The organism is Streptomyces sp. NRRL F-5123 (genome assembly GCF_000721495.1).
GTDB lineage: Bacteria > Actinomycetota > Actinomycetes > Streptomycetales > Streptomycetaceae > Actinacidiphila.
In genome coordinates this window covers 22,438-42,779 of the sequence record NZ_JOHY01000018.1, presented here as the reverse complement: position 1 = coordinate 42,779, position 20,342 = coordinate 22,438, and the positions used below count along the sequence as shown (strand labels likewise).

Genomic DNA, 20,342 nt, shown 5'->3' with positions numbered 1-20,342 from the left:
GTTGTGCGCCGAAGCGGCGGGCCGTCAGTACCGGCCGGGTGGCGCTCGCCGCGTCGGTTCCCGAACCCCTCGGGTCCCGGGGGGATCGTGGACCGGTCCGCCCGGCGCACGCGCGCCGCTCGCCCGTGCGGGAGCGTCCAGGCGGACGGAAGACCCAGCCCGTGACCGGCCCGCAGGCCCGTGCTGCGCCGCGCGGACTCCCCGTCGGCGCAAGGCGGGCAGGTCTGCCTGCCCGGCGGGGGAGTGTTGGTCAGCCGTCCGACGGATGATTACGTAACGTTGTCGGGTGAGTGCGACAAGCAACCGATCACCCGCTCCGGGAGAGTCCACATGTTCCGCATCGACATGACCCGACCGGCCGCGGGCACGCGGAAGCGGGCCGCCACCCTCCCGGCGCGGGCCAGAACCCTCATCCGCAGAGCCGTGCCGGGAGCGCTGGCCACGCTGATGCTGGTCGCCGCCGCGCCGGGCACGGCGGCGGCGCCGGAGCCGGTGCGGTGGGCGGCGCTCGGCGACTCGTACACGGCCGGGGTCTTCGTCGGCGACCCGAGCCCGGCCCTGGGCAGCCCGGACCGGGACGGCTGCGACCGCACGGCGGGCGCCTACCCCTACCTCGCCGCGGGCAGGCTCGCCGCCGACCCGCCCTCGGGCCGGCCCGTGGAGCTGAGCGACGTCAGCTGCAGCGGTGCCGACATCGCCGACATCGACACCGCCCGGCAGACCCCCATCAGCCCTGTGCAGCCCCCTGCCGGCGGCTGGCCCGACATGCCCCCGCAGATCGACCGCGCCGGTCTGAGCGCCGCCACGGACGTGGTCACCATCGGCGTCGGCACGAACAGCCTGTCCCTCGGCTCGATGTTCCTGTCCTGCCTCCTGGTCGGCATGGGCCGGCCGGACGACGCCACTCCCTGCCGCGACGCCTTCGAGAACGGCGGTCCGCTCCTCGACCCGGAGTCCATCGAGGAGAAGTACGACCGCGCCGCCCGGGACTACGCCACCATGCTGGCCGCCGTGCACCGCAGGGCACCCCACGCCGAGGTGATCACGATCGGCTACCCCACGATCTTCCCCGCCGACGCCTCCGGCTGCGACCGGCACGACACCACCGAACTGGCCGCCCGGATCAGCGGCCTCGGCCTGGTCTCGGTCACGCACGGGGACATCGCCTGGCTGAACGAGGTGACCACCCGCCTCAACCAGATCATCCGGACCCTCACCGAGCTGAGCGGCGACACCTACGTGGACACCGCCGCGGCCGGCCTCGGCCACGACGCATGCCGGCCGGCGGCGCAGAAGTGGGTGGAAGGCGTTTGCGGCGCGGCGGGTCCCTACTGGCCGGACCAGCTCACGTCCGGCCTGCTCACCCTGACGTGCTCAGACGGCAGGCGCACCACCTACGTGCACCCCAACGCCGCCTTCCACGCCCACGTCGCCGCCCAGGTCGAAGCCGCCGTGCGCGCGGTCCTGGCCTGACCGCCGCCCCCGCCCGGCTGCCCGGGTGACGGCCGGGCGTGCGGGCAGGGTGGGGAGGCGCCCGCGCAAGCCGTGGACGGCCACGCCGGCGCGGCGGAGGCCGACGGCATAATGCGGACCGTGGACCTGAGAGCGGAACCGATACCCCCGCGCGTGAGCCGGCGACGCCTGGACGAGCTCTGCCGTGAGATCGCGCGGATCGCCGGCCTCGTGCACTCCGGGTCCGGGAGTGCGGACGGCGAGATCAGGGCCTTCGACGCGCCGGTGACCTGATCTTCCGTCCCCCGGCCGCACTTCGGGACGCCTCGGCCGAGCAGATCGTCGAGGAAGCGCTCGGACACCGGCCGATCGCCCTGCCAACCTCAGCAGCACCGCTCGACAGCGGCCGAGAAAGAAGAGCAGATGAGCCTGCGTTTCCAGGAACTCGACTGGGGCACGACCCCGATGGGCGACATCAGCCTGCGCCGGCGGCGCGACCCCGCCTCGGGCGAGGACGTCCATGAGGTGAAGCTCGGCGACGAGTTTCTCATGTCCAGCCTCTTCACCGCCGGCGAGACCGCCCTCACGCGGCTTGCCCTGGCCGCGCTGCCCGCGGAGCAGTTGGACGTCGCCGTCGGTGGCCTCGGGCTGGGGTACACGGCTGCGGCGGCACTCGACGATCCGCGTGTCGCATCGCTCGTCGTCGTCGATGCGATCGCCAAGGTCATCGAGTGGCACCACAAGCACCTCGTACCGCTGGGCGCACGACTCACCGGGGACGACCGCTGCCGTCTGGTCCACGGCGACTTCTTCGCCCTGGCCGGAGGCACCGACGGCTTCGACCCTTCCGTGCCCGGGCGCCGTTTCCACGCCGTCCTGCTGGACATCGACCACTCACCGCAGCACGTTCTCCATCCGCGGCACGCAGCGCTCTACCGGCCGGAAGGACTGCTCGCCCTGGCGGAACACCTCCACCCGGGCGGTGTCTTCGCGCTCTGGTCCAACGACCCGCCCAGCGACACCTTCACCTCCTTGCTCGACACCACCTTCGCCCGCGCCGAAGCCCACACCGTCGCGTTCGCCAACCCCCTCCAGGGCCGCACCGCCGCCAACACCGTCTACATCGCGACCAAGGCCGCCGAGCACCGGTAGCAGTGCGAGCGCCGGAGCCCGCGACCGCTTCCCCGGGGCGAAGCCGTCCGCCGCCACCAGCACCTTCTGTCCGACGCGTGATCACCCGCCCGCCGGTGGACATGGGCGACCGTCATGGTCAGCAGCCTCCGGTGACGGGTCCGCGATCGGGGGCGCCGGGCGTCTCCGCGTGCACCGACATCGCCGCGGTGACTCTGTCGATGAGGGTCAGGGCGTCGGCCAGGTCCTGGAGCTCGCCGGGCCCCAGCGCGCGCGCGAGGGCCTCGCCGAGACGACCGACCCGGTTCTCGCGGTCGTGGTCGAGAGCGTCCTGGCCCGCGGATGTGAGGTGGAGGACCTTCTTGCGCCCGTCGTGGGCGTCCGGGACGGCAGTGACGTGACCGGCTGAGACGAGCTCTTTGACGGTGGTGGCCATCGTCTGGTGCCGGACCTGCCGGGCGGCGGCCAGATCCGCGGTGGTCATCGGGCCGCGCCGGTCCAGCAGGTCCAGGACCGCGGCTCTTGTGGGCGGGAGGGCATCGGTCGTGCGGGCGGCGCGGACCAGCTCACCCGTGGTGACACGCAGGCGGGCGGCGACGGTGTGCGCGTTCGCGCCGGGCGGGGGCGGCTGGCGGCTCATACGACCACGTTAGCAAACCCGGCAGGGCGCCCTGTACAGTTTCATCTGTACAGAATGCCCTGCATAAAATGCCGGCCGGAGAAGACGGGAAGTCCCTGTGGAACTGACAAAGCACACCCACGCCTGCGTGAGCCTGGACAAGGGCAGCGGGCCGCTCGTCATCGATCCCGGTACCTTCACCCCCGACGCCGCCGAGTTGGTCGCCGGGGCCGCCGCGGTCCTGATCACCCACGAGCACTTCGACCATTTCCACGAGGACGTCATCACCGCTGCCCTGGCGGCCCGCCCGGAGCTGACCGTCCACGGCCCGGACGCCGTGGTGAGCCGCTGGCGCGAGGCCCACCCCGGCCAGGCACTCGCGGTCGCCGACGGTGACCGGTTCACCGCCGCGGGCTTCGACGTCACCGTCCACGGCGACATCCACGCCGAGATCCACCGGTCCGTCCCGCGCTGCGCGAATGTGGGCTACCTGGTCGACGGTGCCGTCTACCACCCCGGAGACGCCTACCACGTCCCCCCGCACCCGGTCGGCACGCTGCTGCTGCCGACCAGCGGCCCGTGGACCAAGGTCGGTGAGGCGGCCGACTACGTGAACGCGGTCGGGCCCGAGCGTGCGGTGCAGATCCACGAGGTCATGCTCTCCGAGATCGGACAGCAGTCGATGGCCATGTTCCTGAGCCCGAAGATGCTCGCCGACGTCCCCCTGAGCATCGTCCCCGTCGGCCAAAGCATCACCGTCTGACCGCGACCGGTCGGGCCGCGGACGCGGTCAGCGGCCGCGTTGAACGAATGGGCGCGTGTGCCGGCGGTCATCCCCCCGTCATCGCCCCCGTCCCGCTGGCCGCGCACCCTGGTGATCGTTTCCGGTCACGGCACCGGTCGGAGGCCGGCGACCACCACCTGGTCGGTTGTCGCCCCGAAGAAGCTCGATGAACCGCTCGGAGTCCGTCGGTGCAGCTGCGGTCAGTGCGGGAAGTGGTGCGGCAGTTCTGCGGTGAGGGCGGCTGCCGCGGGGGAGAGCCGGCGTCGGCGGTGGCGGGCCAGCTGGACGGTGACGTCGGGGAACTGCGGGCCCGTCACCTGCGTCAGGCGGCCCGCCGCGAGGGCGTCCGTGACGTTGGCGCGGGCCAGCAGGCTGAGGCCGAGGCCGGCGGCCACGCAGGACCTGGCGGCCTCCAGGCTGCCGAAGCGCGTGATCCGGGGCGGCGCGCCCTTGGCGGCGGTGAGCAGCTGCTCGATGAAGCGGTCGCTGTACGAGCAGCCCTGTTCGTGCAGGAAGTAGTCCTCGCGGGCCAGTTCCGCCCAGCCGGTGGCGCTGTGGGCGACGGGGTGGTCGGGAGAGCAGACGAGTACCAGCGGCTCGCGGGCCAGCGGTGTGCACTCGATGTCGCGGAAAGCCGCCTCGTCCTCCAGGAGCAGGGCCAGGTCCAGCTCGCCGGTGCGGAGCGCGGCGACGGCGGTCGCGGTCCCCGTCGTGCGCAGGTCCACCTCGATCCCGGGGTGGCTGCGCCGCAGTGCGGCGATGACTCCCGGCAGCCGCGCGGACACGAGCGTCTCGCCGGCCGAGAGCACCACGCGTCCGGTCACCTGACCGCCCGCGCCGCCTGCCGAGGCGGCGACCGCCCGCAGCTGGGACTCGGCCTCCAGCACCGCCTGGGCCTGCGTCAGCACCTCGCGTCCGGCGCCGGTGAGCACCACCCCGCGCGGCAGCCGGTCGAACAGGCGCAGGCCGAGGTCCTTCTCCAGCGACTGCACTTGGGCGGTGACGGTGGACTGGACGAGGTGCAGGTGCTCGGCTGCGGCAGTCAGGTTCTCGGTCCGGGCAACGGTGGCGAAGGTGCGCAGGAGCCGGGTGTCCATGCCGTCGACGATACAAGGTTCCCATCGGATACACCGATGGATTCGATCGATGTCGATCGTTTGTGTGGATGCCTGGGGGGTGCCACCGTAGGGGCATGAGCTTGAAGACACGCCCCGAAGTCCTGCGCTACACCGCCTTCACCACCGATCCCGCGGGTGGCAACCCGGCAGGCGTCGTACTCGACGCGGCCGCACTGGAGGATGCCGCCATGCTCGCGACCGCCGCCGAAGTCGGATACTCGGAGACGGCGTTCGTCACCGCCGCGGACCACGAGGCGCGCCGGTTCCGGCTGCGCTTCTTCAGTCCGCTCGCCGAGGTCGCCTTCTGCGGCCACGCGACCGTCGCCACCGCCGTGGCCCTGGCCGAGCGGATCGGCACCGGCCCGCTCGTCTTCGACACGCCGGTGGGTGAGATCGCCCTGGACACCGCGGCGGAGCCCGGGGGCTCCGTGACGGCGTCGCTCACCAGCGTTCCCACCCGCTCCCGGCCGGCGGGCGACGAGGAGGTGGAGGCCTCCCTCGCGGCGTTGCGCTGGTCCGCGGAAGACCTCGACCCGGCACTCCCTGCGCACGTCGCCTTCGGCGGAAACGAGCACCTGGTGCTGGCCGTGGCCACCCGCGAGCGTCTCGCGGCCCTCGACTACGACTTCGACGCCCTGGCCGAGGTGATGCACCGGCACGGCTGGACCACGCTCCAGCTGGTCTGGCGCGCGGCCCCGGACCTCTTCCACGCCCGCGACCCCTTCCCGATCGGCGGTGTCGTCGAGGACCCGGCCACCGGCGCCGCGGCCGCCGCCTTCGGCGGCTACCTGCGCACCCTCGGCGCCCTCCCGCCGTCCGGTGCCTTCACCATCCGCCAGGGGGAGGACCTCGGCCGGCCCAGCCTGCTCCGCGTCGAGGCGTCCGCAACGGACCCGCGCGTGCGGGTGAGCGGGCAGGCCGTGCCGATCCCGGGCGCAAACGCGGGCACCGGGGAGGAAGGAGCCTGAGCGAACCCTTCGGGCCCGCGGCCGGGGGCCCGAAAGGCGGGGATCAGGCGCGGTGGACGTCGGTGGTGTCGACCAGGGCGAGGCGGTGGTTGTACTGGATCGTGTACATCGTGCCGGCGCCCTGGATGTAGGTCTCGGTGGGGCGAGTGGTGCCGTTCGCGGGGTAGAAGTCGTCGCGGTGGGCCGGCCGGTCCGTCGCCACGTATTCCTGTCCCGCGGGGAAGGTGTAGCGGGTGAACGCCGGAGCGGAGTCCGGGGAGAGGCCCGCCGGGTATTCGGACGGGTCGGGGTAGGCCTCGCCGTACACCCGGGCGGCGGTGTCGCCGGCGGTCGTGAGGATCTTCACGTGCCGGGCCCGAACGGTGTTCATGCCGTGCGGGTTGTCGAACCAGACCTTCTGCCCGCCGTACCAGACGGCTGTCCACTCGCCCTGCCGGCCGGCGACGACGAACTGCTGGCCCGCCGACACGGTGGCGCTCCAGTCGTTGATCTCGTCGGTGCCGGGGGAGCCGCCGGCGTGCACGTAGGGGTCGGCCGCGAGCGGTGCGCTCGCACTCGGCGCGGTCCGCACGTAGAGGAAGTTCGACGGCTCGGTCCGGTCCGTGCACGCGGGCGTCGCGCCGGTCGGGTCGTCCGCCGGGCACACCCGCACCGTCTGGTCGTTGGACGCGAAGCGCGGTGCGATCGTCACCGCGGTGCCGACCGGGCCCACGCCGTGCCGGCCCTCGGAGGTCGGCGCGCCCAGCATGGCCATGAACCGGTTCCAGTCCCAGTACGGTCCCGGGTCCCAGTGCATCCCGGAGACCGAGGAGTCCACCGGGCCCGGGACGTTGTCGTGGCCGATGATGTGCTCGCGGTCGAGCCTGATGTGGTACTTCTCGGCCAGGTACGTGACCAGGTCGGCCGTGTTCTCGTACTGGACCTGGGTGTACCAGGTGGCTCCGTGGGCCGCGAAGCCCTCGTGCTCGATGCCGATCGAGTGCATGTTGAACCAGTAGTTGCCCGCGTGGAACGCCAGGTCCTTGTCGGCCACGGACAGCGTCACCGCGCCGTCGGAGGCGCGCATGACGTAGTTGGCCGCGGCCCTGTTCGCCGGGTTCTGGAAGCTGTTGACGGCGGACTCGTACGACGACTCGGTGTCGTGGATGACGATGTAGTCGATCGTCATCCCGTCGGACGGGCGGTTCGCGACCTGGTAGTTGGTCGTCGCCGCGGGCGCCGACCGGCAGTCGAGGTCCGGCGGGCAGTCGGTGCCGGCGGACGCGGTCTGCTCCAGTCGCAGGGACGCGAGGCCGGTGGTGTCCGCGAGCAGCGCGCGCACGGGCGCGAGCCGCACGTGCTGGCCGTCGGCGGTGGTGCGCTCGGCGCCCGCCCGCATCGTGGCGAACACGCGGTCCGCGAAGCGCGTGGCGGCCGCCTGGTCGGAGGAGCCGCTGTACCGGGCCACGGCGGCGTACCACTGTGCCGGGTCCTGCGGTGTGCTCCCGCGCAGCTTCCGCTCGTACGACGCCAGGAGCGCTGCCGCGGCGCGGATGTTGGACCGCCGGTCGGTCCGCACCCGCTGCGCCGGCAGGCCGACGAGCGCGGCCGCGATGGTCAGCGTGTGCAGCGACGGGTCGGACGCCGGCGACGCCTGGTCCGAGCGGCCCGCCGCACCGGCCGCACCGGCCGCGAGCATCGACGGCGTCACGTCCGTCAGGCTCATCGGGCCGTATCCGCCGCCGGTGTTGTGGCCCTGGTGGACGTCCCACCCGGACTCCTGGTACGCGACCGCCGCCACCACCGGCTCCGGCACCCCGGACTCGTGCGCGGCGTAGGCGAAGTCCCGCTGCTCGCCTGCGGCACCCGGCGCCGCGCCGGCCGACGCGTCCGGCGCCGTCACGCACCCCATGACGACCAGCGTCGCGCCCACGACGCATGTCGCAAGTCCCCGCCGCGCTATCCGCCTTCGACCCACGGTCCTCAGCCTCCGCCCATGTGCGCTGCCCTTTCGACCGCCCCATAGTGACCGAACGCCAGCCACGAGTCGATCGTCACTGCTGTTGCACCCGATCACCGTGCTGCCGGTACCGGTCGTTCGCGGTCGACGGCGGTGACGCCGCGCCGGGCCCTTGGCCTCAGCGCTTGATGCCGACGCCGCTGTAGAAGCCGATGTGGGCCAGTTCTTCCCCGGTCGGCTGCGCTGCGTCGGGGCGCCACAGGGGCGGCTGGACCAGGCCGGGGTCGACCAGGTCCAGATCCCCGAAGAAGCCGAGAACCTCGTCGTGGGACCGCAGGTTCAAGGTGGCGGTGGCGCCCCTGTCGCGGTAGACGTCACGGGCCTGCGACGACCCCGGGTTCGTCCGGTGGAAGTCGTTCGTGCCGTGGCTGAGGACCAGGTAGCTGCCCTTGGGCAGGGCGTCCCGGTAGGCGGCGACGAGCCCGGCCGGATCCTCGTCGTCCCTGACGAAGTGCAGGATGGCGACGAGCATCAGCCCGACCGGCTGGTCGAAGTCGATGAGCTTGTCGATGGTCGGGTGCCCCAGGATGCTCTCCGGCTCCCGCAGGTCGCCCAGGAGGAAGCCGGTGTTGCCCGAGTCCAGCAGATACGCGCCGGCGTGCGTGGCGACGATCGGGTCGTTGTCGACGTACGCGATCCGCACGTCCGGCGAGACCTCGTGTGCAACCTGATGGGTGTTCGGGGCGGTGGGGATGCCGGTGCCGATGTCGATGATCTGCCGGATGCCGCTCTCCGCCAGGAACCGCACGGCGCGGTGCATGAAAGCCCGGTTGGCCTGGGCCATGGGCACGATGTCCGGGACCAGGTCGATCACCCGCTGGGCGGCGTCGCGGTCGACCGCGTAGTTGTCCTTGCCGCCCAGGTAGTAGTCGTACATCCGGGCAGGGTGCGGCCTGCTCGTGTCGATCTCGGCGACAGGGAAGCCCTGGTCGGTCAACGCCATCCTCCGGTTCCTGGCGGTCTCGCCACGGTGCGAGCCCTCGGCATGCTGCTGATCGGTCTGCTGATCGGTGGCAGTTCGTGCGTACCTGGGGGCCGTTGAGCAGTCTGTCACGCGCTCGGCGCACGGTGCAGCTCGTCGCGTCGATTCGGCGGAGGACGCGTTCCTCTGTGGTGCCGCGGGCCCGGGGCGGGCCTGCAGGATCGAGTTGAGCAGACGGCCGGGAGCGGCAGGCCGGTTCGGCCTGCCGCTCCCTCTGCCGTGCTGGTCACGGCGGCCCTGCTGTTCCGGCTCGTGCCGCCGGTGGTGCGCATTCGCGCCGCCGGTGCGGTAGCCGTCCGCACCGGCGGGGTGGGCGTCAGCTCGCGGTGCAGGCCAGGGTGGGGCTGGGCGCTGAGCCGCTGCCGGTGAAGCCGAAGGTGGTGCCGGCTCCCGCGCCGAGGGCGCCGTTGAAGGAGGCGTTGGTCGCGGTGATCGCGCCGGAGGTGCCGCTGTTGACCGCGTTCCACATCTGGGTGATCGCGCTGCCGGAGGGCTCGGTCCACGAGACCTTCCAGCCGGAGATCGCCGAGCTGCCGGAGTTGGTCACGGTGACCTCCGACTGGAAGCCGCCCGGCCACGAGTTGACCGTCTTGTACGTGGCCGTGCAGCCCTGACCGGTGTTACCCCCGGTCGAACCCGTCGACGTGCCCGTGCTCGTACCCGACGTCGTCCCGGACGTGGTGCCCGACGACGTACCGCTCGACGTGCCCGACGTGGTGCCGGTGGACGTGCCCGTGCTCGTGCCGGTCGATGTGCCGGTCGACGTGCCCGTCGACGTGCCGCCGGTCGTGCCGGTCGTGCCGTCGAGCCCGAAGAAGTGGATCGCGTAGGCGGCCATGCCGGTCTGGGGCAGTACGTGGCCGGCGCCCTGGATGCTGTACGCCTCGATGTGGACCTTGCCCGAGGAATCGGCGAAGGTGCTGCGGTTCCAGCCGGACTGCGGGGTGTCGGTGGAGGTGGGCGTCTGGCTGAGCCCGAAGACGTTGGTCCACTGCTTGATGTCTTCCTGCAACAGCTGGTAAGGCACGAGCGTGTCGGCGGTGCCGTGCCACAGCTGGAGCGGCGGGCGCTGGCCGTTGAAGCCGGGGTCGGCCGCCCGGACCGCGTCGCCCCACTCCTGCGGGGTGCGGACCATGTTGCCGCCGGTGCACTTGCTCGTGCCCGGAGGGTAGTCGGCGGCGCTGGCGAAGCAGTTGAACGGCACGCCCATGTAGGCAGCCCCGGCCTTGAACACGTCCGGATACAGGGCGAGCATCTCGTCGGTCATCATGCCGCCCGACGACGAGCCGGTGACGTAGACCCGGTTGGCGTCGCCGTGGTAGGTCTGCTCGGCATAGGTGATCATCGACACGAGGGAGACCGGGTCGCTCCCGCCGCCCCGCACCTTGGCCGCGGACGACCAGGTGTCCCAGCACTTGCCGAACCCGGCCTCCTGCTGGGCGCTGGGGTAGATGACGATGAAGCCGTACCGGTCGGCCAGGGAGGCGAACTCGCTGCCGGAGTAGAAGCCCGGCCCCGTGCCGCCGCAGCCGTGCAGGGCCAGCAGGATCGCCGGATTGGCCGGATGCGTGTCGGGCACGTAGACGTACATCTGTGCGCCGCCGGGGTTGGCCCCGAAATTGGTCACCTGGGTCAGGCCCGCCGCGGAGGCCGGGGAGGTGAGCCCGATGAACAGGCTCAATGCTGTGAACGCGGCTGCGGCGCAGACGGCGGCCAGCGCCTTCGAGATCCGTCTCATGGTTTCTCCTGTGTGGGGGGACCGGGATGCCGCGGTGAGTCCCAGCGCGTCGGCATCCGTCAGGGGAAGAATGCTGCTCGGCTGACGCAACGTCAATGCTTGGGACGTCATGGTGCGGATGATCAGCGGTGCGTAGAGGAGTTTTGCGCCAGAGTGTCAAGCTAGTTGTTATCAAGCGCCTTGATATCAAGTCCCTTGTTGTCAAGTGGCTTGACAGCTGCCCGGGATGGGTTTCGCCGCCCGGCGGGCAGCGGGCAGGTATCGTTCGGCCGTGACCACACCACGCGCCGGCGAAGCCGCTCGCCACGGGGCGGCGGCCCCGCGCCTGAGCTATCTGGTGTTCCGGCTGGAGCGGCGTATCCGCGGGCACCTGGACGACGCACTCGCCCGGCACGGGGTCACCACAACCGGGTACATGGCACTGAGCGAACTGCGCTTGCGCGACGGGCCGTCCTCGGCGCAGCTTGCGCGCATCGCGTTCGTCAGCGCGCAGGCGATGAACCTGGTCGTCCGCGACCTCGAACGCCGCGGCCTGGTGGTGCGCCGACCGGACCCGCGGGGCGGCCGCATACTGCGGGTGCGCCTCACCCGTGCCGGCCTGGCGACGCTGCGACGCTGCGACCGTGCACTCGACGAGATCGAACAGGTCATGCTCGCCGCGCTGGACGAGCAGAACCGGAAGACGCTCGCCGACAACCTGGCCGAGTGCGCGCTGGCCCTGCATCCCGAGCCGGGCCCGGAAGGCACGGCGGACCTGCCGTAGCCGTCGGGCAGCAGGTGCCCGGCCGCCCGCCCGCGGCTGTGAGCGCGGACGGGCAGGCGTCTGCCGGGCGACTGCGGCCACCCGGCGGGCGTACCGCTCCGCGCACGGTGTTCCGGTCCGCGGTCAGTCGAGGACCTCCGCCTCCTCCTCGGAGGCCGACCGGCCGCGCAGGGCGACCACTGCGAGCAGCGCGGAGAAGAGCGCCGCCGAGCCGCAGACCACGAAGCCGATCGCGTACCCGTGGCCGAGGGAGTCCAGGGCCAGCGGGTGCAGGTCGGACAGCTTCGGAGAGGCCGCGGAGGCACCGTTGACCGCGAGCGGGCCGCCCTCCGCCAGCACTTCGGACCCCGCGCCCTTGAGCGCGTCGGGGAGCGCGGAGCCGTGGAGCGAGGAGGAGAAGCTGTGCGAGGCGCGGCTCAGGGCGACCGCGCCGATGACGGCGGGGCCGAGGGTGAAGCCGAAGTCGCGCAGCAGGTTCGTCGTCGCGCTCGCCATACCGGCGAGCCGGGTCGGCACGGTGTTGACGGCGGTGGCGGTGATCGACGAGACGGTGATGGCGAAGCCCAGGCCGACCAGCCCCAGCGGCACGATCAGCGAGCCGAAGGCCCGGTCGGTGATCGGGAGCGTGGCCGCCCAGTAGTCGCCCGCCGCCATCAGGGCCAGGCCCGAGACCAGCAGCAGTCGCGGCGCCACCGTTCTCAGCAGTCGCTCCGTCAGCGGCAGCACCACCAGGGCTATGCCGTTGAGCAGCAGGAACGCCATGGCGGTGCGCATCGGCTTCTGGTCCTGGACCGGGCCCAACCGGATACTGACCGCGTAGGCGGTGCCGAGGAAGCCGAACATGCCGACCACGGCCACCACGGAGGCCACCGCGAAGGACCGGTTGCGGAACAGGTCCAGCCGCAGAAGGGGGGATCTGACGCGCAGCTCGGCGAACACGAAGGCCACCAGGAACACGGCCGCCAGCACGAAGGCGACGACGATCGACGGGGAGCCCCAGCCGTCCTCCGGGCCCTGGATGATGGCGTAGAGCAGGGCGAACAGCCCGAGGCCGATGGTGACCTGGCCTGCCGGGTCCAGGGAACGGCCCTCAGGTGCACGGGAGTTGACGGCGAAGCGGGCGCTGACCGCGGCGCTGACCGCCCCGATCGCCATGACGACGACGAAGGACCAGCGCCACGAGCCGTAGGTCGCGGTGATGCCGCCGAGCAGCGGGGCGAGGAAACCGCCGGTGGACAGGAACGCCGCCCACAGGGCGATGACCCTGGCGCGCTGGGTGTGCGAGGTCGCGCCCGCGGCGAGGATCGCCAGTGACGTCGGGAAGAGCGCCGCGGCGCCGAGCCCGGCGAGCGCCTGCCCGACCCACAGCTGGTGGATTCCGTCGGACGTGGTGCTGACCAGCTCGCCCACGGCGAGCAGCGCGGCGCCGCCGACCAGCAGCCGCTTGCGCCCGAACAGGTCGCCCAGCAGCCCGAAGGTCAGTTCCAGCACGGCGACGGGGAGCAGGAAGGCGTCCGAGATCCAGGTCAGCTGGGAGCCGACCGGATGCAGGTCGCTCTGGAAGAGCCCGTTGAGGGTGGCCGGTATGGCCAGGCCGATCTGGGCCAGGCAGACCGCCAGCAGCCCGGCGACCAGGGTGCCGGTGCTGAGGCCGGGGCCCGAGGTGGAGGTCTTGGATGCGGCGTCGGTCGTCGTTGACACTGTGCGCTCCTGGGATCAGCGCCGGACGCCGGAGAGGGCGTCAGGGCGGTAGCGGACGAAGGCGGCGCCGTCGAGGTCCAGCCCGGTGGCGCTGCGCTGGAGGCGTTCAGGCGTGGTCGCGCTGCCCCAGCGCCCGGTGTCCAGCCGCTGCTCCAGCGCGTGCAGCGAGGCGACCGTCTCGGCGGTGGTGAAGTTGCAGTGGCCCTGCCGGGCCACATAGGCCTGACGCAGCAGGTTCGAGTCGCCGGCCTTGCGCAGCCGCTCGGCGAAGGCGGCCTCCTGCTCGACGGGAACGAGCTGGTCTGCGGTCGTGTGCACGTCGAGCAGCGGAACGGCCAGCCCCTGGCCGGCGGTCGACGTCCGCTCCAGGTTCTTGACGGCCGCCGGGTCGGCGGCGGTGTGCGCGCCCCGGGTCAGCGCGGCGAGGTCGGCGTGCAGGTCGAGCCCGGCCGCCCGGTACAGCGCCGCGACCTGCGGGGCATGGGCGGACCCGTGCAGCAGCGCGGCGTAGTCGACGCCCTTGTTCCACGAGGTGTTGCCGCCGGCGGACTGCTCGACCGACAGGCGGGCCGGGACGAGGAAGTACAGCAGGCCTTGGGCGATCCACTCGTACTGCTGCTCCTCCTGGCCCGCGTAGTCGGTGGCGCCGGGGGCGGACTCGCCCGGTGCCCAGTCGGCGAGGTTGAGGTAGGCCGCGGCCAGGGCGATCCTGGCGCGCCCCGAGGCGGTCTGCTGAGCGGCGGTGACCGCGGCGGTGAGCCGGCCGGCGAGGGCGTTGGCCTCGTCCGCGCTGCTGAGGTCGACCAGGCGGTCGACGTCGGCGGGGTCGAACAGGGCGGCCAGCGTGTACTCGGCGTCCAACTGGTAGTTGTCGAGGTCGACGCCGCCCGAGACGAGGCCGCACAGGTTGAGTGCGCCGTCGATCCGCCCCGCGCCGTCCCGGGCCAGCTGGGCGTTGATCAGGCCGCCCATCGACTGGCCGACCGAGATGACCCTCCTCGGCTCACCGATCCGCGTCCTGAACGCGTCGAGCGTCGCGAACTGGTCCCGTTCGGCGGAGTCCAGCGCCCACAGCGAGCCGTGCGGGTCGTAGGAGGAGCCGACGAGGGCGTCGCCCTCGGCCAGCAGCTCCGCCTTGGCCGCGTCGCTCGGGGCGTCGGCGGGAGCGAGCGAACCGAAGCCGTGGCTGAAGAGCAGGACGGTGCCGTTCCAGTCCGCAGGCACGTCCGCGGTCCAGACGGCACCGTCGGCGAGAGTGCCGGACAGCTGGGCGTCGGACCGGGGGGTGCCGGCCGCCGCGTGGGCCGCGGTTGCCGTGGCGGTGAGCGAGAGCAGGAGGGCCGCGCAGCCCGCGACAAGCGCACGGGAAGGCAGTCGGGGCATGAGGACTCCACATGGTGGGTGGGGTGGGTGCCGGGTGCCGAAGTGCGATGAATGTAGGTCTGCCTGATGACTGCCGTCAATGGAGTGACAAGGATTGGTCAGCCGAGGTCGAGCGTGTCGAGCAACTGCGCGGCGGCCTGCGCGGCCGGCCGCTCCCAGCGCCGGGCGAGGCCGCGGAAGACCGCCTCGGCCCGTGCGGCGGGCCAGTCCGCGGGCAGGTGTTCCGCGGGCAGGTGCGGGTCCTGGCGCACCAGCCCCAACCAGTCCGTGTGCAGCAGCAGTTGGCCGGCCAGCTCGCTCGGGGTGCCCGGCACCGGGTCCGTGCGGTCCCAGCGGTCGAGGAAGGACCGGTAGCGGGCGCCGATCGCGGCGATGTCGAAGGCCTGCTCCAGCACCTCGCGGACCTCGGTCGGCGACGCCACGGTGGCCCGGAAAACCCGCAGGTACGCCTCGAGGCCGAGCCCCGACACCGCCTCGCGCACGTCGACCGGCGCCGCGGCCACCCACAGCCCGTTCTGCAGCGGGCCGAAGCCCGCCCAGATCAGCCGGGAGCGCAGGTCGTGGCGCTCCCGGCGCCAGGCCTCGGGGAGCGAGAAGCCGACCATGGTCCACTGCCCGTCCCAGTCGCGGTTGACCGCGCCCGTGCGCCACACCCGGTCGCGGCCGTCCGTCAGTACCTGGGCCGCGTGCGCGGTGAGCCCGAAGTACGTCCTGCGGCCCTGCCGGTGGCGTTCCAGCATGCCCCGCTTGACCATGCGGTTGAGCGTCGTGCGCACCGCTTCCTCGCTGACGCCGACCTCTTCGAGCACGGCGATCACGCTGCCGGAGGAGACCGCCGACGGCCGCCCGAGCAGATGGATGCCGAAGAAGGACAGCATCAGGGACTGGGTGCGCGGCTCGGGCGCGTCGAGAGGGGTGTCGGCACTGGTCACGGGCACAGCGTAGAGCTGTGGAAGGGTGCGCGGGGCAATGCGCGACGTTTCTGTGACGGCCGTCTCGAATCAGACGGTCTTCAGGGGGCGCGGAGCCTGCCCCCGCTCACCATCGCGAGGTCGGCGCCGATGCGTGCGGCGGCCTCGCGCAGCGCGGGCAGGATGTTCGTCCTGGCCTCCTCGGCGGAGGTGCGCCCGGCGTGCAGCGAGACGTTCGCCGCAGCGACGACCGACCCTTCGCGGTCCCGCACCGGCACGGCCACCGAGCGCAGCCCCTCCTCCAACTCCTGGTCCACCAGCGCGTATCCGTCGTCGGCGGTGCGGTCGAGCACCGCCGCCAGACGGTCGCGGTCCGTCAGCGTGAAGCGGGTGAGCCGTTCGAGGTCCGCCCCGGAGAGCCACCGCGCCCGGTCGGCCGGGGGCAGACCGGCAAGCAGCACCCGGCCCATCGAGGTCGCGTGTGCGGGGAACCGGGTTCCCAGGGTGATGGTGACGCTCATGATCCGGTGTGACGCCACCCGGCCGACGTAGCGGATGTCCGTCCCGTCGAGGACCGCCACGGAGGCGGACTCGTGCACCTGCTCCACCAGCGCCGCCAGGTGCGGGGCGGCGATCTCCCCGAGGGAGAGGCCGGACAGCAGCCGGTAACCCAGGTCGAGCACCCGGGGCAGGGGGGTGAACAGCCCCTTGTCCGAGGCCACGTAGCCGAGTTGCTCGAGCGTGAGCAGCGAGCGGCGGGCGGTGGCTCTGGGCAGTCCTGTGGACCGGGCCACCGCGGCGAGCGCCATCCCCCCGGGGACCTCGCCGAGACAGCCCAGTACGGCGAGTCCGCGGGCGAGGGACTGGAGGTACTCCGGGCCCAGCTCCCGTTTGGCGTCGGCAGTGCTGTCGGCCGCGGTCGTCGCCCTCGGGTCGGCGGGCGCCGACCCGAGGGCGGCCGTCATCCGGCCGGCCGTACGGTGCATCGCGTCCAGCGCGAACGTCCGCAGGCCCTCGGCGGAGTGCCGGCTCGTATGGCTGACGACGCTCAGCGCGCACACGACCCTGCCGCCGGGATCGCGGACCGGCACGGCCACGGCCACCAGGCCGGGCTCGATCAGCTGGTCGTCCACCGCCCAGCCCTGGGCCGCGGCGGCCGCGGCCAGCGCGGAGAACCGGCCCTCACCGGGACGGGACCCCGAAAGCGGCGGAACCGCGGGGAAGCCGTCGTCCCGAGGATCGGCCGCCGCCCGCTCCCGCCAGACCGCCCACTCCTGCGGCCCCCAGTCGGCGGCGAAGAGCGCGCCCGGCGCGCACCGCTCGGCGGGCAGCACGTCCCCGACCCCGAACGAGACGGAGAGCGTTCGGCGCCGGGTGTTCTGCACCACGAAGCGCACGGCGTCGCCGTCCGGTACGGCGAGGGAGACCGACTCGTCCAGCTCCTCCGCCAGCGCGGCGGCCGGCGGGCCGAGGGCGGCCGGAATGCGGCACGCCCGCAGGTAGGCCGCGCCGAGGGCCATCAGCCCCGGCGCGAGGACGAGTTCGCGCTCCTCCGTGCGGAGATGGCCGAGTCTGGCCAGCGTGGTGGCGATGCGGTCCACGGGGGAGCGGGCCAGTCCGGTCAGCCTGGCCACCTCGCTCGCGCGCAGCCGTCCACCCGGTGCCCGCGCCAGCACGAGGAGCACGGCCAGGCCGCGCTCCAGTGGGCCGACGCAGACGCCGGCGCTGCCGGTGGACGGCATCTGACCTCCTCGGACGACGGGCTGCGGCACACCGTACCCGCTGGGTCGCGGCCGGCCTTCTGTTGACAACCGGTGGGACGCGGGCAGAAACTCCCCCCACCAATGGCGAACGATAGTTCATCAGGCGAACACAAGTGAGCGGATGAGCACATGGACAAAGTGGTTCGTTCGGCCCAGGAGGCGGTGGCCGACATCGGCGACGGCTCCTCGCTGGCCGTGGGCGGCTTCGGACTCAGCGGTGTGCCCGACGTACTGATCGAGGCGCTGTTCCGGCAGGGGGCCGGCCGGCTGAGCGTGGTGTCCAACAACTGCGGGGTGGACGGCGGCGGGCTCGGGATCCTGCTCGCGGCGGGCCGGATCGTCCGGGTCACCGGTTCCTACGTCGGCCAGAACGAGGAGTTCGCCCGCCGGTACCTGTCCGGTGAACTGGAGCTGGAGCTGACCCCGCAGGGCAGCCTCGCCGAGCGGCTGCGTGCGGGGGGAGCGGGCATCCCCGCCTTCTTCACCCCGGCCGGCGTCGGCACCCTGGTGGCCGACGGCGGCATGCCGTGGCGCTACGCCCCCGACGGGTCCGTGGCCGTGGCCTCGCCCGCCAAGGAGGTACGGGTCTACGACGGCCGCGAGTACGTACTCGAACGCGGCATCACCACCGACTTCGCCCTCGTCAGGGCCGCCAGGGGCGACCGGCACGGCAACCTGGTCCTCAACAAGGCCGCCCGCAATTTCAACCCCCTTGCCGCCATGGCGGGGCGGATCACCGTCGCCGAGGTCGAACAGCTCGTGGAACCCGGCGAGATCGACCCCGACCAGGTGCACGTGCCCGGTGTCTTCGTCCAGCGCGTGGTCGAACTGACCCCCGCCCAGGCGGCCGACAAGCGGATCGAGAAGCGCACGGTGAGCCCCTGATGCCCTGGACCCGCAACGAGATGGCCGCCCGGGCGGCACGCGAACTCCCGGACGGCTCCTACGTCAACCTCGGTATCGGCCTGCCGACGCTGATCCCCAACTTCCTGCCCGAGGGCGTCGACGTCGTACTCCACTCGGAGAACGGCATACTCGGCGTCGGCCCCTACCCGTCCGAGGACCGGGTCGACCCCGACCTGATCAACGCGGGCAAGGAGACCGTCACCGTCGCCCCCGGCGCCGCGTTCTTCGACTCCGCGCTCTCCTTCGGCATGATCCGCGGCGGCCACATCGATGTCGCCGTCCTCGGCGCCATGCAGGTCTCCGAGCACGGCGACCTGGCGAACTGGGCCGTCCCCGGCAAGATGATCAAAGGCATGGGCGGTGCGATGGACCTCGTGCACGGCGCCCGCAAGGTCATCGTGGTGATGGAGCACAACGCCAGGGACGGAAGCCCGAAGATCGTCGCCGACTGCACCCTGCCGCTCACCGGCAAGGCCTGCGTCCAGCGCATCGTCACCGATCTCGGCGTCCTCGACGTCACATCCGGCGGGCTGCGCCTGGCCGAACTCGCCCCGGGCGTCGGCCTGGACGAAGTCCGCGATCGCACCGGCGCGAGGCTCGGCGTCCACGAGGCGACGGGGGCCGTGCTGTGAGCGCCGCGGTCCGCGCCGTCTCGACCACCGGCCCCCGTCCGGGAGCGCTGACACCCAAGGAATCAGGCATGGCACTCGACCAGCAGACCGTCGACGCGGAGATGGCCGCCCTCCCCGGCGCAGGCGGCCCCCACCCCGCACGCGACTACGCCCCCTACCGCAGCAGCGTGCTGCGCCACCCCACGCAGCCGCTCGTGGTCGTCGACGACCCGGAGGCCGTGGAACTGACCGGCCCCGTCTTCGGCGTGAGCGACGTCACCGAACTCGACGCCGACCTGACCCGCCACCATGCGGGCGAGCCGCTGGGGGAGCGCATCACCGTGAGCGGGCGGGTACTCGACCGCCGGGGCCGCCCCGTACGCGGGCAGCTGGTCGAGATATGGCAGGCCAACGCCTCCGGCCGCTACGCCCACCGGCGAGACCAGCACACCGCACCGCTGGACCCGAACTTCACCGGAGTGGGACGCTGCCTCACCGACGACCGGGGCGGCTACCGGTTCACCACCGTCAGACCCGGCGCCTACCCGTGGCGCAACCACCTCAACGCCTGGCGGCCCGCGCACATCCACTTCTCCCTGTTCGGGGCGGCCTTCACCCAGCGCCTGGTCACCCAGATGTACTTCCCCGGCGACCCGCTCTTCCGCCACGACCCGATCCTGAGGTCCGTCACGGACGAGGCCGCGCGGGACCGGCTCGTCGCCGAGTACGTCCACGACCTGTCCGAGCCCGAGTTCTCCCTCGGCTACCGGTGGGACATCGTGCTCGACGGGCCGTCGGCCACCTGGACGGAAGGGGAGGACCAGTGATCACGCCGTCCCAGACCGTGGGCCCGTTCTACGGCTACGCGCTGCCCTTCGCCAAGGGCGGCGAGATCGCCCCCGTCCGCGACCCCCGCGCCGTCACCGTCCACGGTGTGGTCCGTGACGGGGAGGGAGCCCCGATCCCCGACGCGCTGCTGGAGTTCTGGCAGGCCGGACCGGACGGCCGGCGGACGGGGGCCCCCGGCTCGCTGCGCCGGGATCCCGTCGACGGAGCCGTCATCGGCCGCGACGGCCTCGTCTTCACCGGCTTCGGACGGGTGCCCACCGACGCCGACGGCCACTACGTCGTGCGCACCCTCCCCCCGCCGGAGGACGCGCCCTACCTCTCGGTCATCGTCTTCGCCCGCGGGCTGCTGCACCACCTCCACACCCGCGCCTATCTGCCGGGCCACGAGGACGACGCCCTGCTGGCCGCACTGCCCGAGGAGCGGCGGGCGACGCTGGTCGCCCGTGAGGAGAGCGAGGGCGTCCACCGTTTCGACATCAGGATCCAGGGAGGCAGCGCGGAGGAGACGGTCTTCCTTGCCTTCCGCTGATTCCACCGATCCCTCGTGCGGCCCGGAGAGCGCGGACCGCGCGGACCTCGGCGGCCCGCTCGATCGCGACGAACCGGGCGAACCGCCCCACCCCGCGCGGTACGTGGGAGCGGCGGCCGAACCGACCGACCGCGT

18 protein-coding genes are annotated in these 20,342 nt (G+C 72.6%); 9 read left to right on the top strand and 9 right to left on the bottom strand.

Annotated elements, in window-relative coordinates:
* Positions 1 to 330 precede the first annotated feature (330 nt).
* A complete protein-coding gene (locus IH54_RS0117905) occupies positions 331 to 1,473 on the top strand; it encodes an SGNH/GDSL hydrolase family protein (protein ID WP_234343582.1) in 1,143 nt (380 codons plus the stop codon).
* Between the two features lie 402 nt (positions 1,474 to 1,875).
* The gene (locus IH54_RS0117895; protein WP_031517907.1) at positions 1,876 to 2,604 is read left to right on the top strand and encodes a spermidine synthase; all 729 of its coding nucleotides are present in this window, start codon (positions 1,876 to 1,878) and stop codon (positions 2,602 to 2,604) included.
* 118 nt (positions 2,605 to 2,722) lie between these two features.
* Here IH54_RS0117895 and IH54_RS0117890 read toward each other — a convergent pair whose 3' ends face one another.
* Complete coding sequence (locus IH54_RS0117890; protein ID WP_052397575.1) at positions 2,723 to 3,223, bottom strand: MarR family winged helix-turn-helix transcriptional regulator; 501 nt, start codon at positions 3,221 to 3,223, stop codon at positions 2,723 to 2,725.
* A 97-nt stretch (positions 3,224 to 3,320) separates the two neighbouring features.
* Here IH54_RS0117890 and IH54_RS0117885 point away from each other — a divergent pair, with 97 nt between their 5' ends.
* On the top strand, positions 3,321 to 3,965 hold the full coding sequence (locus tag IH54_RS0117885; RefSeq protein WP_031517905.1) for an MBL fold metallo-hydrolase: 645 nt from the start codon (positions 3,321 to 3,323) through the stop codon (positions 3,963 to 3,965).
* Between the two features lie 221 nt (positions 3,966 to 4,186).
* Here IH54_RS0117885 and IH54_RS0117880 read toward each other — a convergent pair whose 3' ends face one another.
* Complete coding sequence (locus IH54_RS0117880) at positions 4,187 to 5,083, bottom strand: LysR family transcriptional regulator (RefSeq protein WP_031517902.1); 897 nt, start codon at positions 5,081 to 5,083, stop codon at positions 4,187 to 4,189.
* Between the two features lie 95 nt (positions 5,084 to 5,178).
* On the opposite strand from IH54_RS0117880, the gene IH54_RS0117875 reads away from it, so the two are divergent.
* Positions 5,179 to 6,072, top strand: a complete 894-nt coding sequence (locus IH54_RS0117875) for a PhzF family phenazine biosynthesis isomerase (RefSeq protein ID WP_031517901.1) — start codon at positions 5,179 to 5,181, stop codon at positions 6,070 to 6,072.
* A gap of 43 nt (positions 6,073 to 6,115) precedes the next feature.
* Here the strand turns inward: IH54_RS0117875 and IH54_RS0117870 are convergent, their stop codons facing one another.
* The 3 genes from IH54_RS0117870 to IH54_RS0117860 all read right to left on the bottom strand — a co-directional run bounded on the left by IH54_RS0117870 (position 6,116) and on the right by IH54_RS0117860 (position 10,791).
* Entirely contained in the window at positions 6,116 to 7,984 is a 1,869-nt protein-coding gene (locus tag IH54_RS0117870) for a peptidoglycan recognition family protein (protein WP_324607802.1), read from the bottom strand.
* A 205-nt stretch (positions 7,985 to 8,189) separates the two neighbouring features.
* Positions 8,190 to 9,014 (bottom strand): SAM-dependent methyltransferase, encoded by an 825-nt coding sequence (locus IH54_RS0117865; protein WP_031517896.1) that lies wholly within the window; start codon positions 9,012 to 9,014, stop codon positions 8,190 to 8,192.
* Between the two features lie 355 nt (positions 9,015 to 9,369).
* The gene (locus tag IH54_RS0117860) at positions 9,370 to 10,791 is read right to left on the bottom strand and encodes a PHB depolymerase family esterase (protein WP_031517893.1); all 1,422 of its coding nucleotides are present in this window, start codon (positions 10,789 to 10,791) and stop codon (positions 9,370 to 9,372) included.
* Between the two features lie 271 nt (positions 10,792 to 11,062).
* On the opposite strand from IH54_RS0117860, the gene IH54_RS0117855 reads away from it, so the two are divergent.
* The gene (locus IH54_RS0117855) at positions 11,063 to 11,554 is read left to right on the top strand and encodes a MarR family winged helix-turn-helix transcriptional regulator (RefSeq protein WP_031517891.1); all 492 of its coding nucleotides are present in this window, start codon (positions 11,063 to 11,065) and stop codon (positions 11,552 to 11,554) included.
* 123 nt (positions 11,555 to 11,677) lie between these two features.
* Here the strand turns inward: IH54_RS0117855 and IH54_RS0117850 are convergent, their stop codons facing one another.
* The 4 genes from IH54_RS0117850 to IH54_RS0117835 form a co-directional block, all read right to left on the bottom strand.
* Entirely contained in the window at positions 11,678 to 13,255 is a 1,578-nt protein-coding gene (locus tag IH54_RS0117850) for an MFS transporter (RefSeq protein ID WP_031517889.1), read from the bottom strand.
* Between the two features lie 15 nt (positions 13,256 to 13,270).
* Positions 13,271 to 14,638, bottom strand: coding sequence for an alpha/beta hydrolase (locus IH54_RS0117845; RefSeq protein WP_031517887.1), 1,368 nt, complete (start codon positions 14,636 to 14,638; stop codon positions 13,271 to 13,273).
* Positions 14,639 to 14,736: 98 nt separating this feature from the next.
* A complete protein-coding gene (locus IH54_RS0117840) occupies positions 14,737 to 15,570 on the bottom strand; it encodes a PaaX family transcriptional regulator C-terminal domain-containing protein (RefSeq protein WP_267965201.1) in 834 nt (277 codons plus the stop codon).
* A gap of 80 nt (positions 15,571 to 15,650) precedes the next feature.
* Positions 15,651 to 17,291 (bottom strand): IclR family transcriptional regulator domain-containing protein, encoded by a 1,641-nt coding sequence (locus tag IH54_RS0117835; protein ID WP_031517884.1) that lies wholly within the window; start codon positions 17,289 to 17,291, stop codon positions 15,651 to 15,653.
* 150 nt (positions 17,292 to 17,441) lie between these two features.
* Here IH54_RS0117835 and IH54_RS0117830 point away from each other — a divergent pair, with 150 nt between their 5' ends.
* The 4 genes from IH54_RS0117830 to pcaG all read left to right on the top strand — a co-directional run bounded on the left by IH54_RS0117830 (position 17,442) and on the right by pcaG (position 20,207).
* Positions 17,442 to 18,197 (top strand): CoA transferase subunit A, encoded by a 756-nt coding sequence (locus tag IH54_RS0117830; protein ID WP_031517882.1) that lies wholly within the window; start codon positions 17,442 to 17,444, stop codon positions 18,195 to 18,197.
* Positions 18,197 to 18,850 carry a CoA transferase subunit B gene (locus tag IH54_RS0117825; RefSeq protein ID WP_031517880.1) on the top strand — a complete coding sequence of 218 codons (654 nt, stop codon included), beginning with the start codon at positions 18,197 to 18,199 and terminating at the stop codon, positions 18,848 to 18,850. Before IH54_RS0117830 ends, IH54_RS0117825 begins: the two co-directional genes overlap by 1 nt.
* Positions 18,851 to 18,918: 68 nt before the next feature.
* On the top strand, positions 18,919 to 19,656 hold the full coding sequence (gene pcaH / locus IH54_RS0117820; RefSeq protein ID WP_031517878.1) for a protocatechuate 3,4-dioxygenase subunit beta: 738 nt from the start codon (positions 18,919 to 18,921) through the stop codon (positions 19,654 to 19,656).
* Positions 19,653 to 20,207 carry a protocatechuate 3,4-dioxygenase subunit alpha gene (gene pcaG / locus IH54_RS0117815; RefSeq protein ID WP_031517876.1) on the top strand — a complete coding sequence of 185 codons (555 nt, stop codon included), beginning with the start codon at positions 19,653 to 19,655 and terminating at the stop codon, positions 20,205 to 20,207. Before pcaH ends, pcaG begins: the two co-directional genes overlap by 4 nt.
* Positions 20,208 to 20,342 lie beyond the last annotated feature (135 nt).

What these genes read in the sequence shown, in the direction of transcription:
- IH54_RS0117905 (WP_234343582.1), top strand. Translation starts at nt 331, where the DNA reads ATGTTCCGCATCGACATGACCCGACCGGCCGCGGGCACGCGGAAGCGG.
- IH54_RS0117895 (WP_031517907.1), top strand. Translation starts at nt 1,876, where the DNA reads ATGAGCCTGCGTTTCCAGGAACTCGACTGGGGCACGACCCCGATGGGC.
- IH54_RS0117890 (WP_052397575.1), bottom strand. Translation starts at nt 3,223, where the DNA reads ATGAGCCGCCAGCCGCCCCCGCCCGGCGCGAACGCGCACACCGTCGCC.
- IH54_RS0117880 (WP_031517902.1), bottom strand. Translation starts at nt 5,083, where the DNA reads ATGGACACCCGGCTCCTGCGCACCTTCGCCACCGTTGCCCGGACCGAG.
- IH54_RS0117875 (WP_031517901.1), top strand. Translation starts at nt 5,179, where the DNA reads ATGAGCTTGAAGACACGCCCCGAAGTCCTGCGCTACACCGCCTTCACC.
- IH54_RS0117865 (WP_031517896.1), bottom strand. Translation starts at nt 9,014, where the DNA reads ATGGCGTTGACCGACCAGGGCTTCCCTGTCGCCGAGATCGACACGAGC.
- IH54_RS0117860 (WP_031517893.1), bottom strand. Translation starts at nt 10,791, where the DNA reads ATGAGACGGATCTCGAAGGCGCTGGCCGCCGTCTGCGCCGCAGCCGCG.
- IH54_RS0117845 (WP_031517887.1), bottom strand. Translation starts at nt 14,638, where the DNA reads ATGCCCCGACTGCCTTCCCGTGCGCTTGTCGCGGGCTGCGCGGCCCTC.
- IH54_RS0117835 (WP_031517884.1), bottom strand. Translation starts at nt 17,291, where the DNA reads ATGCCGTCCACCGGCAGCGCCGGCGTCTGCGTCGGCCCACTGGAGCGC.
- IH54_RS0117830 (WP_031517882.1), top strand. Translation starts at nt 17,442, where the DNA reads ATGGACAAAGTGGTTCGTTCGGCCCAGGAGGCGGTGGCCGACATCGGC.
- IH54_RS0117825 (WP_031517880.1), top strand. Translation starts at nt 18,197, where the DNA reads ATGCCCTGGACCCGCAACGAGATGGCCGCCCGGGCGGCACGCGAACTC.
- pcaH (WP_031517878.1), top strand. Translation starts at nt 18,919, where the DNA reads ATGGCACTCGACCAGCAGACCGTCGACGCGGAGATGGCCGCCCTCCCC.